This is a genomic window from Acinetobacter sp. (assembly GCF_045628685.1).
Lineage (GTDB): Bacteria > Pseudomonadota > Gammaproteobacteria > Pseudomonadales > Moraxellaceae > Acinetobacter.
This window is the reverse complement of record NZ_JAZQPV010000003.1, coordinates 16454-34179: the sequence shown is the minus strand read 5'-3', so window position 1 is coordinate 34179 and position 17726 is coordinate 16454. Positions and strand designations below refer to the sequence as shown.

The 17726-nt window shown below is 43.9% G+C and carries 11 protein-coding genes; 6 read left to right on the top strand and 5 right to left on the bottom strand.

Annotated elements, in window-relative coordinates; genetic code table 11:
• The 4 genes from ACKI4H_RS00865 to ACKI4H_RS00850 form a co-directional block, all read right to left on the bottom strand.
• Positions 1-164 (bottom strand): transposase family protein (locus tag ACKI4H_RS00865; protein ID WP_407303251.1); only part of this gene is annotated, 164 nt, incomplete at its 3' end.
• 540 nt (positions 165-704) lie between these two features.
• Complete coding sequence (gene recD, locus ACKI4H_RS00860) at positions 705-2468, bottom strand: exodeoxyribonuclease V subunit alpha (protein WP_407303248.1); 1764 nt, start codon at positions 2466-2468, stop codon at positions 705-707.
• A 63-nt stretch (positions 2469-2531) separates the two neighbouring features.
• On the bottom strand, positions 2532-6242 hold the full coding sequence (locus ACKI4H_RS00855) for a UvrD-helicase domain-containing protein (protein ID WP_407303247.1): 3711 nt from the start codon (positions 6240-6242) through the stop codon (positions 2532-2534).
• Between the two features lie 6 nt (positions 6243-6248).
• The gene (locus tag ACKI4H_RS00850; RefSeq protein ID WP_407303245.1) at positions 6249-9941 is read right to left on the bottom strand and encodes an exodeoxyribonuclease V subunit gamma; all 3693 of its coding nucleotides are present in this window, start codon (positions 9939-9941) and stop codon (positions 6249-6251) included.
• Positions 9942-10125: 184 nt separating this feature from the next.
• Between ACKI4H_RS00850 and ACKI4H_RS00845 the strand changes: the two genes are divergently transcribed.
• Positions 10126-10632, top strand: coding sequence for a hypothetical protein (locus ACKI4H_RS00845; RefSeq protein ID WP_407303244.1), 507 nt, complete (start codon positions 10126-10128; stop codon positions 10630-10632).
• A 77-nt stretch (positions 10633-10709) separates the two neighbouring features.
• On the opposite strand, the gene ACKI4H_RS00840 is transcribed toward ACKI4H_RS00845, so the two are convergent.
• Positions 10710-12128, bottom strand: a complete 1419-nt coding sequence (locus ACKI4H_RS00840) for a phosphate--AMP phosphotransferase (RefSeq protein ID WP_407303242.1) — start codon at positions 12126-12128, stop codon at positions 10710-10712.
• A 207-nt stretch (positions 12129-12335) separates the two neighbouring features.
• On the opposite strand from ACKI4H_RS00840, the gene ACKI4H_RS00835 reads away from it, so the two are divergent.
• The 5 genes from ACKI4H_RS00835 (at position 12336) to ACKI4H_RS00815 (ending at position 17705) form a co-directional block, all read left to right on the top strand.
• Positions 12336-13040 (top strand): FFLEELY motif protein, encoded by a 705-nt coding sequence (locus tag ACKI4H_RS00835; protein ID WP_407303241.1) that lies wholly within the window; start codon positions 12336-12338, stop codon positions 13038-13040.
• Between the two features lie 167 nt (positions 13041-13207).
• Complete coding sequence (gene ubiE, locus ACKI4H_RS00830) at positions 13208-14152, top strand: bifunctional demethylmenaquinone methyltransferase/2-methoxy-6-polyprenyl-1,4-benzoquinol methylase UbiE (RefSeq protein ID WP_407303240.1); 945 nt, start codon at positions 13208-13210, stop codon at positions 14150-14152.
• A gap of 11 nt (positions 14153-14163) precedes the next feature.
• Positions 14164-14826, top strand: coding sequence for an SCP2 domain-containing protein (locus ACKI4H_RS00825; RefSeq protein ID WP_407303239.1), 663 nt, complete (start codon positions 14164-14166; stop codon positions 14824-14826).
• Positions 14827-14838: 12 nt separating this feature from the next.
• Complete coding sequence (locus tag ACKI4H_RS00820; protein WP_407303237.1) at positions 14839-16458, top strand: ABC1 kinase family protein; 1620 nt, start codon at positions 14839-14841, stop codon at positions 16456-16458.
• A gap of 167 nt (positions 16459-16625) precedes the next feature.
• On the top strand, positions 16626-17705 hold the full coding sequence (locus ACKI4H_RS00815; RefSeq protein ID WP_407303236.1) for a patatin-like phospholipase family protein: 1080 nt from the start codon (positions 16626-16628) through the stop codon (positions 17703-17705).
• Positions 17706-17726: the final 21 nt, after the last annotated feature.

The following is a 17726-nucleotide window of genomic DNA, read 5'->3' as shown; positions in this document are numbered from 1 at the left end:
AAGTCTTCAACATGACGGACAATTCTTGAGGCTGTGGCTTCTGAAACACCGCAACTCGTCGCAATGTGAAATAAGGTTCGGTATTCCCGCCAATAGCTCAGACAGAGCAGAACCTGATCCTCAAGGCTTAACTTGGCCGGTTTGCCCTTGGCAGGGACATGCATTTTCAATTGCCCCACCATTAAATAGAAGGTTGACCATGAGATGCCGGTGTATCGCTTGAACTGAGGATCAGAAAGTCTGTTTGAATCGATGTATTTCATCCGCAGATGATGCACGAATGCTAAAAAAACTGGAGTACGAATATCAACCAAAAAGAAGATCATTTTTGATTTATGAAAGAGATCTATTACAAGCTCTGATATTTAAGCCTTTTAAATTAAATTACCTAATCTGGTTATTATTCATGACAGATTAAACAAACCATTTTGTGAAAACGCTATATTTTTGCATATAAAAAAGCCCTGTAGTCTCTCCCAAAACTACAAGGCTTAGCGGCTGTAAGTTTCCTCTTTTCCTTACTTCACTGTAAGTTCGCTGTCTTTCGACATTATTATTATATTTTATGGCGATTTTACCCAACTTTCCGTATTGAGCTTTTTATGTGCAGCCATCATCTCAAAAACATTCACAAAGCTCTATGCGTCAATTTCTCGAATTGATGTAAGCAATTTCGTACAAAACTACAAATCAATTACCCTACCTTAACAATCCAACAAACCATTAACTTTAGCTAATACCCCGCTTTTCCTCGTGGTTTTAACCATTAAAGACTGGACTAAAGCCTCTGAGTCTGCCAAAAGACTAACTACCTTTCTGGCACGGGTAATTGCGGTGTACAGTAATTCTTTACTTAATAAATCCTTTGCTGTTTCATCTAAAACGACTGCGGTATGAGTAAATTCCGAACCTTGCGATTTATGAATCGTCAGTACAAATGCGGTTTCAATACTTTTCGGTAAACGGGTAGCCGGTACCCATTTTTCTAAACTTGGAAAATAGACTTCAAATTGTGACTGCCCATCACGACTGCGTTTAAAACAGATCCCGATATCACCATTCGACAAACCCAGCTGGTAATCGTTATAGGTCATCATTACTGGGCGACCCACATACCAATCTCCTTGCTTGTTCATCTGTAGGGATAAAGCATCCAGTAAGCGCTGTTCGACTTGCAAATTCAGCTGGGTCAAGCCCAAAGCGCCATGTCGAATGGGAGTCAAAATTCGATAATCATCAAAAACGTTGACTACATGTTGTACCCAAAGTTCAGGCTCGTCTGCGGTTAAATAGCTTTTCAGTGCTCCAACATAATGCTGATAGCCCAACATCAGTTTGTCATAATAGGATGTTCGATCAAATTGCTTGGACATATTCGGTGGCAGATATTCCAGTTGAATTTGATCATCCATTTCGGACTGAAGAAATACCATTTGGATTTCACTCGGATGAACCACTTGCTTGGCAAACTTTTCTAATAATGCTGCGCTATTTTGATTGGGTTGTTGCGCCTGAATAAATTTTGCCATTTGCCCAATCAATGCACCTTCTTTAAAACGGCGACTGGTAACGAGGTTGATCCGATTCTCAGCCAAAGCCGGGACTTGCTGTAAATCTGCCAGCACCGAACCGACATCGACTGCTGCCAACTGATCTGCATCGCCCAATAAAATTAACCGCGCATGATCAGGCACCGCAGACAACAGCATATTGGCCAGACTTAAGTCCAGCATCGAAGCTTCATCAACCACAATCACATCATAAGGCAAAGGTTGTTTGGCATGAAACCGTGGCTGATAAGTCGTTCCCAAACCTAATAAACGGTGAATGGTAATTGGGTTAAGTTGTTTTAAATCGTCAGTAACCAAGTCTTGCAGTTTTTCATCATTCAGCGAGTTTTGCAGTGCTTCTTTCATCCGTTGTGCAGCTTTACCGGTCGGTGCTGCCATGGCAATGCGAATATTTGGCATTGATTGATTCAGCACGGCAATAATACGTGCCAGCGTGTAGGTTTTTCCCGTTCCTGGTCCACCGGTAATAATATTCAACGCTTGCTTTGCCACCATACTTAAAGCTTGAATCTGATGTTTATCAGTCAGTAATTCGGGATAATTCGAAATATCAACGGCTTCAATATTTTGCTGTTTTAAGCGCGCAACTTGCTGAGCTAAAGACTCTTCCAACGCCCAATAGCGATATAAATACAAACGATTGTCTTCATAAACAAAGGGAGCAATCTGCTGCTGAATATTGGCTACCGAAACCACTAAATCGTCCAGTGTATTGGCTTGCGCTTGAGTTGCAGAAATACAACTATCGCCTTGTTGAGTTGCTTCCAAGATTTGATCAATAATGTCGCTGCTAGTTTCGTGCTGTGCTCCCTGACTAAAAGGCTTCTGGCGAATAAACCGACTCCAAGTGCTGATCCATGCAGCGCTTTGATCATCTTTATATTGTTTATTTTCCACACAGTTATCCTCAAAGTTATCCACAACTTAATCTATTGTTTAAAATATACAAATTTTGATAAATCAGGCAATTTTGCCGCTTTTATCTTCAGCAAAATAGCCCAAAATAGCATCGAGCCGCAGGACAAATTCAGCATCCGGTTTCCAGTGATAAAACCCGTGTTCAACCTGTCCGTTCATGCCGCGCAAATACAAATAACTTGCACCGCCCAAATGCTGCTCAATGTCATAGTCCTGCATTTGCACGGTTAAATAACGGTGTAATGCCACCAGATATAAGCCTGCCTGCAACCAATAACTGGCTTGCGACATACTTTGCCTGATTTCTGCCTCGATATAATGCGATTGATCGGTGCCTAAAAAGTTACTTTTATAATCGGCAATATGATATTGCTGACCATCAAAATAAACCAGATCGATTGAACCGGTTAAATAGCGTGCAGAATTGGCCTGATTAAAATCCAGCATATCGATGCCATATTCTGCATAAAGCCGATGAATCCGTTGAATTGCCAAGACATGATCTGACAGAGACAAATAGAATGGAAATTCGGCCAGATGTTCATGTTCAGTCAGGTGATTCAGCTGAAAATCCTGATGCAAAGGCGTGACTAAAACCTGCTGCAACCATTCACCCATCCAGGCAATCAGCTGTTCTTCATCCTGCTGCTGGAACTCTTGCTCGTATTTACTTGAAAGTTCCAACCATAAACTCGGGTAGTCATTTTTGAAACGGCGGCGAATCTCCAATGGCCAGTCCTGCTGATTCTTGAAATCGATATGTTCAAAAATTTCATGCAGGAAGGTTCCCGCAACGGTACCCATCGGAAAATTACGCTTGATCCATGACAATGGTTGGTTTGAAACAGTTTCAATCGGTTCAAACAGATGGATTTCGTCAGCAGCACTCAGCAGCTGTTCGGTATTGACTGCCAAGGCATCCATCACTTGTTTACGCGTTAAATGCTGTGCCAATGCACTGAAACTGGTTTTGGACCGTGGATAAAACCGCTGCTTAGGAAATTCTAATGCCTGTAAAGGTAAAGCTTCTTGCTGTTGTTTGGCCTGCAGCCTGATCGGCTTTTCAGTCAGCAAAGATTCTTCTGTACTGGCAATATGGGTGAAAATTTCAGGAGCTTGTCCACGCCAAAAAGCTAAAGCATGATTTGATTTGCCGTCCTGATCCTGCAGCATGGCATAGACCCGATGACTGGCTCGGGTCAATGCCACATACCAAAGCCGATGTTGCTCTGCGATTGCACGGGCATTGTGCTGATCAATTGCATCTTGTGGCAGCAAGTTCTTGTCATTCACCGCCACCACACGCTGCACTTCAACTTTACCTGTCACCGGATGCACATGATCTACGGTGGAAAAATTCAGGGTTTTGTTCATTTCCTTGAAGTCTTTATCAGCACCCAATAAAAAGACAATTTTAAACTCCAGTCCTTTGGACTGATGAATGGTCATCAATTGCACTCCTGCCTCATTCGACAGTTTGCGTTCAAGTTCCCACTCCCGTTCTGCTGGAGATTGCAGTTGCTTCAAATACCAGTGATAGAGCTTTTGTGCGCCTTGATATTGCTCACTGTGCTGACTGAGTAATTCAGTCAGATGGCGCAAATTCACTACTGTGCGCTCATTATCCCTGCTTTGCGTTGCGACCAGATTTTTCCAGACCTGAAATAAATTCAGACAATACTGCCATGCCGTTAAAAAGCCCTTTTCCAGCCACATTTCTCGAATGCAGTCAAAGTCATAAATGAACTGGCTCAAACCATCTGCCTGGGCTTCAAGTTGCATCAGTTGCTGTAAATTAAAACCCAGTAATCGGCTGAGTAAAGCCCGTTTAATTTTGCCTTCATCATAGGGATGCATGATCGCAGTCAGCATCGCCCCGACATCTTTTGCGACCTGATGATCAAATACGCTACGCTTGGAGGGGCGATTAACCCGAATGCCTAAACGCTCTAATTCATATTGGACTTTATCCAGACCATCATGGTTTTTCGATAAAATCGCGATGTCATTTTCGATCAGATATCTCGGTCCAGTTTTTTCGGCCAGATAGAGTTTTTCTTCAATGCCCTGATTGAGTAAATCGCGAATTTTCCACGCCACCTGAATCGGTTCGGCTTTTTTATCACTTAATTGCAACCAGCGTAAGGGTTGGTGATTCTCACCCTGCGCATCAATAAGCGGAGGATGCGCACGAGCACCTGCCTCAACCGGACTGTAAAAGACTTCTTCACCAAAATCCATCTGGCGCTGAAATAAAGCATCCACAACTTCCACCAACGCTTTAACAGAACGATGATTGTGTCGCAAACTGTATTCCTGACCTTGTTTGGAAAGTACATCGGCACGGGCCTTGTTATAAGTCAGCATGTCGCCACCACGGAAGCCGTAAATCGCCTGTTTCGGGTCACCGACCATGATCATGCAGCCTTGCATATAGCGCTTCTGATCCCGCCAGATTCGCGCCAGCATATCATCTTGGTCCTGATTGGTATCCTGAAATTCATCCACTAAAATCAAGGGATAATGAGCCTGTACAAACTTGGCAAAACGCAGTCCTTGTTCTCCTTGCAGTGCTTCCGACAAAGTTCGAATTTGCTGGGCAAAGGTGGTTTCACTTTTCTGCTGCAGTACTTGCGGTAAGCGCTTTTTGACTTCACGGCTTAAATAAAATTTCAAATAGGCATCCAGTAAATCCAGATCCATATTCAGTTTGGATAAAGCATCACAAAAACTTTTCAACGCTTGCATCACTACATGCTGCTCAAACTGATGCAGCACATCTTCAGCACATTTATTCAGGACTTTTTTAGTCGCCAGATCCGTCAGATTTTTTAAGGTCTTTTCAAAATGTGGTGCAAATAAAGCATAGCTATGCTGTTCAGCCAAAGCCTGAATAAAAGCAGGCAAATCATCACATAAGGTGCGTTGCATTAAGCCATCGGTGCGCCATTTTTTACCAATCACCGAATGATATTGCCCATCAGCCGAATAATATTCGCTCAGAGTTGAAATCAGGCTTAAATCCAGCTGAATGAAGTTATCCACCAGCTGTTCAAACTGGTTTAAATCCAGTTCTGGCGCAGCCACTTCCTGAAACTGTGCTGAAGCGAAGTTCAGGGTATTTTCCACCACAGGAACATAGGCATCCTGTGATTTCAACTTTTGATTGAGTAGCAGATAATTGACCACATTTTGTGGTTGTAACTGAATCCATTCACGTAATACATCGTGAATCAGCTGATGCGTATAACTCTTGGCATCATCGGTAATATCAGCCCGTTCAATCTTGCCGCTTTCAAATGAAAACTCGCGCAATAATTTCTGACTGAAACTGTCCAGCGTTCCAACAAATAGCTCATCCAGCTGATCAATCACCAGTTTTAGACGTTCGCGGGCATAATCTACTCGCGTTGAATAATCAGTCAGCACTTTTTGAAATAAAGGATCGGTTTCAGCCGCTATTTTGGCCTGAATTTCAGCATCGGGGAGGGTTTGGCAACTTTCAAAATAACGTAAAGTTTCAACCAGACGCAGTCGAATCCGGTTTTTCAGTTCGGCTGCAGCGGCACGGGTAAACGTCGTCGCAATCACTTGATTGGGCAAATACTGATTCAGGAATATCCGCACCATTAGACTCGACAGGGTAAAGGTTTTTCCTGTGCCGGCCGAAGCCTCAATCCAGTGCAAACCTTTGAATTGCATATCCGCAATCGGGTTAAAGGACAACTTTCTTAAGCTTTGAGGATGATTCATTTATTGTTATTCCTCAATCACTTGTTGATGCATAAATACCGGCTGATAAAGACGATAAGAAAATTGTGCACAAGCATCTTCTAGCAATGCTGTGGCATCCTGTTCCTGTAAAATAAACTGCCAGTCCCGGTGCATTTTGGTGGCTTCATTATCTGCGACCGAAAACCCCGTGAATTTACCATCCTCATGCCAGTCTTTATAGATCATATCCATATCATCAATGCACATCTGGTTCTGTTCATTGGCTTGCCAGTCATGCTCTTTGTCTTTTTCAGCAATTTTCAGCAGCAAGGCTGCCGGCAAAACTAACGGTTGGCTTTGCCCATATTTCCAGGCCGCCAACCAGTGATCCAGCCACTCGCGTGCTTTATTCGAGGTGACGCCATGACATAAAATAGTTCGGTCACTAAACACCACAATCCGCGCCAGCTTTTCACCGCCCTCACCCATATTCAGATAAGCTAGCCAAAGTAAATATTCTAGCCAGACTTTGGCGCGACGCTTGGCACGTGCGCTTGAGGCTTCCAGACTGACCCATTTCTCAGCACTGTTTTTTGGCAGGTTAATGTTCATATAAACATGATCATTCACCTTCCAAACCTGCTGCGTAGTCGGGGTCACTTCAGTGGCGTATTTTAGTAATCGCGCTTTTAAGCGTTCTTGTTCCACTACACTGATCTGCCAGCTACTCTGTTGCAATTTTCCAATCGGCAGCTGATCCATCAGTAATTCAGGCTGTGCCGAACCGTCCTGCTTTTGCAAGAACTGGCGTATGGCATAACGTCCCAAACCATCCAGTAACAAAGGTTCCTGCACTGCGGGTAAATCTTCATGACGTAAATTTTCCACACCTAAAGTTTTTAAATATAGTCGTGCCGGGAAAGTCATATCCTGAATCCATTGATGACTGTCGAGTACCTGAACATCTTGCTGCAGATGTTGATACGGCGTATTTACCCAAGACGAGCGCTGTCCGGTGGCATGCCGAAGCTGCCCGGCCACGCAGAACCATTGATCCTGATAACGCACCGGTCGAGCGGTTTCAAACCCCACTGGATCGAAAGGCAATAAAGGATGCACATGATAAAGTGACTGCAGTTGTTCAGGCACTACTACACCATTGATCTCCAAGGTTGCATCCGCTTCTGTATCGGGCTGTTTGGTCTGAACAATAAAGGCCAGATGCTGAACCAGTTCCTGCAACACTGTCGATGGATCACGCACTTCACCATCATTGATATCGAAGCCGTTATAAAACAGCCACAGGTTATCCTGCGCCAACAGCAGGTTATCTAAAAATGCACCCTGATCATCTTCCAGACGCGAACGATCCCCCAGCTGTGGTTTCAGTAAATCCATCAAATCGAAAGGTAAATGCTGGGTACGATTCGGAAACTTGCCGCTATCGAGTCCGAGCATCACAATCAATTTATAAGGCACAGGACGGATCTGCCCAATCTGGCTAAAGGTAATTTGTCCGGTCGGTTCAGCATGGTCCAGTTGTGCTTCTAACGTGGTGTTAATTTCCGCCAGCAAATAAGGCAACGGTAAACTTAAACTGCGCAAGGCATGATGATCGTGCTCATCATAGAAACTGGCCAGTGTCAGCATCCGTTCCTGTTTCTTGATAATTTTATAAACTGCGGCTAAGGATTCAACACCTGCCTCTTCAAACTCGGCAATGTCCTGCATCAGGTGTTTTAGCCATTGCTCTACAGCTACAGTCTGGCCTTGCTCATGCGCGATCATCCAGTCACGGCGTGCATCAAAATCCTGATAAATCTGAATCAGCTTGGCAATCAGCTCAAAGTCGCTCGGCAATACTTTGGCAAAACTCAGCGTGCCTTGAAACAAGGTATGCTCGGGAATGGCAATACCCAAAGCCAGACGGTCAAGCGCAAATTTAAAACTAAAGCGGTAGTCCTCATCGCCCTTACACAAACTACGCTGTAAATGCTGGGCATCCAGTCCGCGTTTAAAGCCGGCATCTATCAGCAACTGCGTCATCCGTTCAATCGAGTTGACTTCTAAACTGTAACGTTGCTGGGTGGCAGTTAAGCTAAGCCAGTCGGCAAAATCTTCAATGGTAAAACGCCGTTGAATCAGCTCAATTCGCCCGAGAACGGCTTTCCAGGCATTCAGTGCATCCAGCTGGGCCACGCCGGCAATTTTAATCGGTAAATACACACTGTCTTTGGAGAGATGATGACTACTGCCCGCTTTTTGCTGAATCAGATCGCGTTCACTGGGCGGTGGGGCAAATACACTGCGAATCAGCGGTTCAAGCTCACTCAAACTTGGGCTTAAAACCAAGATATCACTGGGCCTGCGTGGCGCATCTTTTGTGCCTTGCGCTAGCCAGTGAATCAGCTGCTCCTTTAAAACTTCCAGCTGTCGTAAACTGGAATGGCAGACATGAATCTGAATCGAATCATCCTGCTTATCCAAGACATATTGATGCTTTTCCGGCTCGACCAGATACAACACATCGGATTGAATTTTACCGAGCAGGTTATCTTTATATTCATCGACAAAGGCATCTGCCCAGACCCCATCCTCGCCTGAAGACAAGTTGGATAACAAAGAGAAATGATCACGTGCCTGTTTACCAAAACGGGTCAGTAAGGGATGGCGAGATTCACGCTGTTCCGCATTAAAATTTAAGGTAAATTCCTGAAAGAATTTCTCAATATCGGCATCACTGGCTTTCGGATTTTTGGCAATAAAGCGTTCTTTGACCCGTACGTCGTAACGCGCTTTCCAGTTCGGATCGACGCTGTCGGCCCAATACTCTTGCGAAGGGTTGTAATGCAAAATATAGATATCAATGTACTGCCCCAAACGCCGTAAAAATTCCAGTTGCATCGGGGGTAAATCGAGTAAGGTAAAAATTACCAACTGTCGTGGCAGTTTTTTTAAGGCTGCTTTACGCGTTTCTGGATCGTCCAGAATTTCCCAGAACATGGCATCAATACTTAGCATTTGTTCAAAATCTTGATGAAACACTTCCTGCCACAGCCAACGCTGCCACGCTTCCAGTTCACGTGCCTGATTTAAGGTAAATTCGGAAATTTCCGTATTGGTTTTAAAGAACATCTCTTCAATGGCAAGTTCTTTATTTTGTCCCCAAGCCTGTAACCAGTTGGTTGGACAACGGCACATATTCGGTGGACAGTTTTTCTGGCAATGCCCGCGATATTCCATGTAGTGGCTAAACAGGCGTGATACCTGTTCCGCCACCCAATACAGCATGCCCTGCTTTTTCAGCTGTTTTTCTATGCCTTGTTCCAAACGGTCGGCACTGTCATAAATCCGCTGCACAATGGAATGTAAAGGATGATCGAGTACCAAAGGATTTTGTTCGGCCTGAATAAAGCTTTTCAGCGCCTGAAACACGCGCCACTTAATAATAATGCGGGGAATATTGGCTTTACGTACCTGTTCTCTTTGATCGACCAGTACCCATTGATAGGCTGACCATTGAAAACCACGAATACGGTGATGAAACTGGGTATTGGCACTAATGCCTTTTTGTTCTGCCAGCTTTTGGGTGAGCCAGGCTTCTATCGCATGCGACGGAACAATAAAGTGCTGGGTTTGCAGGACCTGAAAAGGAGTTTTCGCAGGCTTATTCACGGTCGTCAGCATGGCATGTACAAGTACATCAACACGCTGACTTTGAATCACATGAATGGCCATGAATTACCTACCCCTTTATTTTTCAAAAATGAAATACCTACAAAATCATAAAGATTATTTACTATACATCTGCATCTGTCTATGTCACTTTTAGATTCCGGTTCGACTCAAAAATGCTTTGAAATTCGTACCTTAATAATGATTGAATAGAAAAAACCAACACCAAGTTCAAGGTATTTACATTATGAAAATAGATAAAATTCCAGACTCAATAGACTCTTCATTAAATTTGGAAGCCATTCGTACACAATGCTTAGAACTTGTGAAAAAACGTGCTTATTTTTCTGCAGGTGCTGCCATCGTGCCTGTTCCATTTCTGGATGTTGTCATCGACGTTGGGATTTTGTCACAACTCATTCCAGAAGTGAATGCACGTTTTGGTTTAGCCCCTGAACAAATCAGTGTTTATGATCCGAAAACCAAACAGGTCCATTGGAGTGAACTGCGTAAACGTGGTGTCGAGTTTTCTGGTCTGGTAGTGGCACGTACCGCGGTCAAAAAATCCCTCAACAATGTGGCAGCCAAGGTCATCACAAAACAGGTGACTAAATTTATTCCTTTAGGCGGACAACTTATTGCAGCAAGTTTAGGTTATTTTGTGATGAAAAAAGTGGCCGAGGCACATGTAGAAGAATGTTACAAAATTGCTAGTGGCATTCAGCAAAAACAAAAAGCCCATGTGGTGAATTAAACCCTTTGTTATAAATATGACATGATTAAGATAGCCTGCGATTTGCAATACTCCCAAACAATCTCACAGCTGAGAGCTTATTCCACTCTCAGCTGTTTTAAAATGGCATGGAGAACTTCTAGACGCGCCGTGTTTTTATCATTATTGGCAATAATATACCAAGGCGCATAGGCTGTGCTGGTTCTTTCAAACATGTCTGCCGCGGCACTTAAATAGTCATCCCACTTTTCACGATTACGCCAATCCTCAGGGGTGATTTTAAAGCGTTTATGCGGGGTATCTTCACGTGCTTTAAAGCGCACTGCCTGTTCATCCTTACTAATCGCCAACCACAATTTAATCACCACTGTTTGACTATTCACTAAATCTTTTTCAAAACGGTTAATTTCGTCATAGGCACGTTGCCATTCGGCCTCGTGGGTAAGCCCTTCAACGCGTTCAACCAATACCCGTCCATACCAGGAACGGTCGAAAATGGTAATATCCTCATCGGTCTGTAATTTGTTCCAGAAACGCCATAAATAGGGATGCCGCGCTTCATATCTTTCAGGGGCTGCGATGGAGTAAATATCATATTCACGCGGATCAAGATTTTTAACAATGCGTTTAATCGCTCCGCCTTTACCTGCCGCATCCATGCCTTCCAACACCACAATGGCCTTAAGATCATCAAAACGCAGGGCTTCTGCCACTTTAAGAGACAGGGTCTTCAGCTCTTTTTTATAATTTTCCTTGGTAATCGGCTGATTTTCAGGATGCAATAACAGTTCTGGAATAGCTGCCTGTTTCCATTTGGCTGTACTTTGAGTTGAATGTTCAGGACAATTTTTCATCGCTGCCAAAATGATCTGCGCAAATTGTTGATCCCGCAATTCTTCATCTTCACCATCGATTATTGTCCAGTCCTGGGTAAAACGCCGACGCAGTTTCTGCACATTGTCATATGGCTTTTTATCATGCCAATCCACACCATGCAGTTTGTGCCAGTGCACTTCACTCGGGTCCATATTATCCAGTCGTTTCTGTAGGGATTTCCACGACAGATCAAACCAGACTTTAATCACATCGACATGATTGTTTTTTAAATCCTGCTCAAAAGCACGCATATCTTTAATGTATGCATCAAATACTGTTTCATCTAGGGGTTTGGACACATGCATGGCGGTGACCAGTAAGTCGCTGTACCAATTCCCAAACATCACCATGAGTTGACCTTCAGCCGGAATGAAGGGTGCATAAGGCTGCCAAAAAGTTTGTTTCTGATCCAACATAATGGATGGATCAGCCTTGACTTTCAAATAGCGTGGATCGACCCATTCACGCAGTTGCTTGACTGACTCACCTTTACCCGCCAGTTCAATTCCATTGACTAAAACCAGCACGCTTTTGGCATTTTTTTGACCGCGGGTATTTTTTAAAAAATATTGTGCTTCAATCAGATTCAAGGAGAGTTCATCTTCATCCATCAGCTGAATTTCTATTTTTTTTGAAGACATATTATTCTCAAAGCTATGGTCTTAATTTTAGTATAGCGAAGCTCAAAACCCTACAACATAGCAAGATGTTCAGTTTATGTTGCTCGAAATTGCTTATTTCCAGATCAAACTGACCTATTTAAAGTCATTTTTTCATCACTTTGTCATAGCGGCTTGGTTCATCTCCCTCTAAGATTTACCCATCTGAAAAAATAATAGAGATGCATAATGTCGAAACTGGCTGCATTGGATGACCTGTTAGAGTTGTACTATCAATTGAAATATCATCAAAATCCTGACATTTTCCGACGTCTTCAGGATGTGCAAACCTGGCAAAAACAGCGCATGCAAAACACGCATACAAAGCAATTTGCAGAAAAACAGAATATTTTGATGTCTGAATATTTTCTGAATCGCCTGTATGGGGGTCCGGATTTCGATGCTTTGGCAGAGCAAATTGCGCGTTTAAGCAAATATGCCCATAAAGCAGAAAAACTGATTCCGGAAAATGCCATTAAAACCGGTACCTCTGGCGTTGAACTGGCAATTTTGGCGGTGCAACTTGATGAACAGGTCTCAATACAACTGCTTGAAGATTATCATCCTTATGAAAGCTTAAGCGATGAGATGATGCGCCTGACTTATCTCAAACTGGATCAAGGACAACAGCGCTTAAAACAGCTGGACTTGCTGGATCAACTCGGCTTGAGTCTCGATAAATACATGCGCTCATTTGTGGTCTACACTGCATTTAAAATGTGTAAAGGCACCGCTCAAAAATATAACTTTCAGGTAATGTATGAGTTTATGCAGGATGGCTTTTTAGCGATGAAACCATTAAAGTCGGCAGAGAAGTTTGTCAAAGATTTTACTGCGGTTGAACGTCAAATCATTTATAAAGTTCATGCAGGCGATCCCCATCCATTTCAATAATGTCATGCTGTGATGGAAATGGCACAATAAGCCGCAAATAAAAACACATCGCAGATTTCTGTATATTATTCATAACAATTGCATACGGATTGCTGTACAACGTCTTAGAATCTGTCATCATGCAAGCACTGCAATATTAACCCTATTTTTATGTTAGGAGTGACTCTATGTCTAACGAAAATCAAACGCCTGCCTCTACACCCGAGTCGGCACAAAATACAGACAAAGTGAGTCCATTCTTAACTGAACCTCTACCGCAAGGGACAGCACAAGGTCAGCAACACAGCTTACAACAACAGTTGACCGATACGCCTGTCACCGGTTCAGTGCCTAAATACAATCTGCCACGTGGCGCAAATACCGGCAATGTCGGTGAAACCACACACTTTGGTTTTCAAACGGTAAATAGCCAGGAAAAAGCACAAAAAGTGGCAGAAGTGTTCCACTCTGTAGCCAGCAAATACGACATTATGAATGACTTGATGTCATTTGGTATTCATCGTTTATGGAAACGCTTTGCCATTAACATGTCTGGCGTACGTCGTGGTCAGCATGTACTGGATATTGCAGGCGGTACCGGTGACCTGGCTAAAGTCTTCAGTCGTGAAGTTGGTCCTACCGGTCATGTGGTTCTTTCAGACATCAACGAATCGATGCTCAATGTCGGTCGTGACCGTTTAATCGATGCCGGCTGTACCAATGTCGATTTCGTTTTAGCCAATGCTGAAACCTTAGAGCCATTTGCAGACAACAGTTTTGACCTGCTGACCATCAGTTTCGGTTTACGTAACGTGACCGATAAAGATGCTGCACTTGCTGCGATGTACCGCGTACTTAAGCCAGGTGGTCGCTTGTTGGTGCTTGAATTCTCTAAACCTGTGTTTGAACCGTTCTCTAAACTGTATGACCTGTATTCATTTACCGCTTTACCGATCATGGGCAAAATTATTGCCAATGATTCAGAAAGTTATAAATACTTGGCCGAATCCATCCGTATGCACCCAGACCAGCGCACCCTTAAAGGTATGATGGAAAATGCCGGCTTCCAGAACTGTGATTACCACAACTTAACCGGTGGTATTGTGGCGGTTCACCGCGGCTTTAAGCTTTAAGGTTTTATGCTATGTGGTCGATTCTGGCACTCGGTGCAGTTGAACGATTAATTCATCATGTCATTGATCTGGATGCGATTACCCGCATTCAGTTGAATGAGCTGCAAGGCAAAATGTTGCGGGTGGTGATTGAGTCACCGCAACTGTCTGTTGATGTATTCTTTGACCAGAACAAAGTTCGCTTGGAACCCACTGTCACTGGTCAAAGTGAGACACCATCCATCTTCGAACAACGTCCATTTGATAAAAATGAACAGATTTCTGAAGCAACGGCAACTTTGCAGGTTAAAAATGTGGTCGAGCTTTTGAAGCTGTTATTGTCGGATGATATCGGCAATATTCCGCTTCAAGGTGACTATCACCTGTTACAGAACATTCAGCGCATCATGCAACAGGCTGAACCCGATTTGGCTGCACATTTAAGTCCGTGGATTGGTCCGAGTCTGGCACATGAACTGGGTAAGATTCAACTTGCACCGAAATATTTAAAACGCACGCTGGAAAGCTATGCGTTCTTTGCTGAAGATGCATTAAAAGAAGATACAGGTCTGTTTGCTCCACGCTGGCAAATGGATGATTTAAACCATGACACTCGAATTTTTAATCAAAATTTAGATCGTGCTGAAGCTAAAATTCAGCAGCTTCAGACACAGATTGATTCAACTCAAGATTAGGCACACGCATTTATGATTCCGCACGTTTCACGTTTACTTGAACTTTGGCGCATCGCCGCGCACTATAGACTCGACACGTTGTTTCCTGCGGAAGAATTACCTGAAAAAGCCCGTCATATTTTAAGCCTGATTCGCATGCACCCTGCTACATGGTCCAGCCGTGAACGTAAAAACCCACTGAAGCTGAAAGAAGCTTTAGAGGATATGGGACCGTTAGCGATCAAGCTTGGACAATTACTCTCGACCCGCCGCGACCTAATTCCACCAGAAGTTTTACAACAACTGGTCCTGCTACAAGATCAAGTTAAACCTTTTGACAACAATGTTGCCAAAATGCGTATTCAGGAATCATTGAAAGCCGATGTAAACACCCTGTTTGCCCGTTTCGACACACAACCGCTTGCTGCAGCTTCCATTGCTCAGGTGCATACTGCGGCCTTGCATGATGGCCGTGAAGTAGTGGTGAAAGTCACCCGCCCCAATATTCGTCAGCAAATTTTACAAGATTTTGAGATTCTCGACTGGTTAGGCGCGGCTTTAGAAAAACGTCTGGAAGCAGCACGTGCATTACATCTTTCTGAAATTATTCAGGACTATCGTCAAATTATTTTGAATGAACTAGATCTGACTTTAGAAGCGGACAACACCCGTCGTATGCGCCATTACTTTACTGGCTCAAGCATGATGTATGTGCCGGAAGTGTATATGGACAGCAAAGATGTGATGGTGGCTGAACGCATCACCGGTGTACCGATTTCGGATATTGCGACTTTTGATCGCATGGGCATGAATCGGGCGGACTTGGCAGAGAAAGGCTTAACCATTTTCTTTACCCAAGTATTCCGTGACAACTTCTTCCATGCCGACATGCATCCGGGTAATGTTTTTGTTGAAACCATTAATCCAGCCAATCCACGCTTTATTGCGCTGGATTGCGCGATTATGGGCGAGCTGTCTAAACATGATCAAATGACCGTGGCACGAATGTTACTGGCGGTGATGAACAGTGACTTTATGCAGCTTATTCTGGTGGTGCATCAAGCCGGCTGGATTCCACCGGGGACAGACCAGGATGCTTTAGCACGTGAAATGCGTCGTACTGTGGGGCCCATGGTATCAAAACCGATGCATGAGCTGGATTTTGCCGGTATTCTGATTCAAGTGATGGATATTGCCCGTCGTTTCCATCTGGAAATTCCACCGCAGTTAATGTTGTTGCTGAAAACACTGGTGCATGTCGAAGGCTTGGGAACCGACCTTTATCCTGAACTGGATATCTGGAAATTGGCCAAACCAATCCTCACCGACTGGATTAAAGCACAAATGAATCCGCAGAAGAACCTGAAGGAATTAGGACAAAAAATTCCTGATCTTTTGCTCGGTGCACAGGATTTACCTAGCTTGATGATCGACAGTTTAAATGGTCTAAAAAACCAGTCAGCTTGGCATGCTAAACAGTTGCATGAATTACAAAGTATGCGTTTGCAAATGGAAAACCAGCAAAAACGCAGCTGGATTTTCGGTAGCCTCATGGCAATCCTGTTATCGATTGCGATTATTGCCCCTTGGTATGTCTCTATTCTCTTGATTGCATTCTCAAGTTTGCTTGCGGTTTGGAGAGTGTTCAAATAACACAGACCATTTACCGTCGAGATCTACCTTTAAACAGCCTGCTGATTTAAATCCTCAGGCTGTTTTCTATGCAATGACTGATCAGTCAGCAACTGATGACTCTCGCCATTGGGTCTTGAGACACATCGCTTAAAATAAGCGCACACTTGTCTTGTATTGATTCTGCCATGACCCAGATTTTGCAAAAACGTGCGCCTGCATTAAACCTACGTGCAGGTTATCTCGCACGCCAACTGATTGAAAAAAAAGGTTTACAGGCAAGCTTTGTCGACATTATTCCCGGCGCTGCAGGTGGTCCAAAAGGCATCGGGATTCAGGGTTTGGATCAGGCCATTTTTGGTGAGTTCTTGACGCAAGCACCGCAGCGTAGAACACTGATTGGTTCATCGATTGGTAGCTGGCGATTTGCCAGTATTTTAGCTTGGGGTGCAAAGGAAGGGACTGAACGTCTTTCAGAACTTTATACCAACCTGTATTTCCATAAGAAAATGTCTCGTCACGACGTCGGCAATATTTGCAGAGCCATGTTGATTGATCTGATCCAGGGCAAAGAACAACAACTGGTTGATCATCCTGACTATCATCTTGCAGTGATTTCAATTAAAGCCCAACATATTTTTCAAAGCGATCACTCCCTGCCCTTACTGGCTTCTGTGGCTGGCATTATCGGCAGTAATGCGCTTGGGCGTAAACATAACCGCTTGTTTATGCAGCGCGTGATCAGCCAACCTGAAATTGGCACACAGTTTAAAGTAGAGGATGACTTTGTTACCCATTATCAAACTTTAAATAACGCCAATGTCACGCCTTGGTTGATGGCTTCCGCGTCTATTCCAGGTGTTATGGCGGCGATTCGTGATATTCCCGATGCACCCCAAGGCAGTTACCGTGATGGCGGTTTAATTGACTATCACATCGACCTGCCTTTTGAGAGCCAAGGGATTGTGCTGTATCCGCACTTTAGCGACCGCATTACCCCGGGCTGGTTCGATAAAATGTTTAAAAAGCGTCAAGCCAATCCTGAAAATCAGGCACGAACTTTATTGCTTTCGCCTTCACAAGCGTATTTGCAATCGCTGCCGCTTGGACGTCTGCCCGATCGTAAAGACTTCACCTTAAAAGGTTTAGATCAGAAACAGCGTATTCAAATGTGGAACCAGTGCGTGGCGGAAAGTCAGCGCTTGGGCGATGAATTTTTGGAAATGGTAGAAAAACAAAACTTGCCGCAATTTATCCAGAATTTATAACCCGGTCTAATTTAAGCCTCT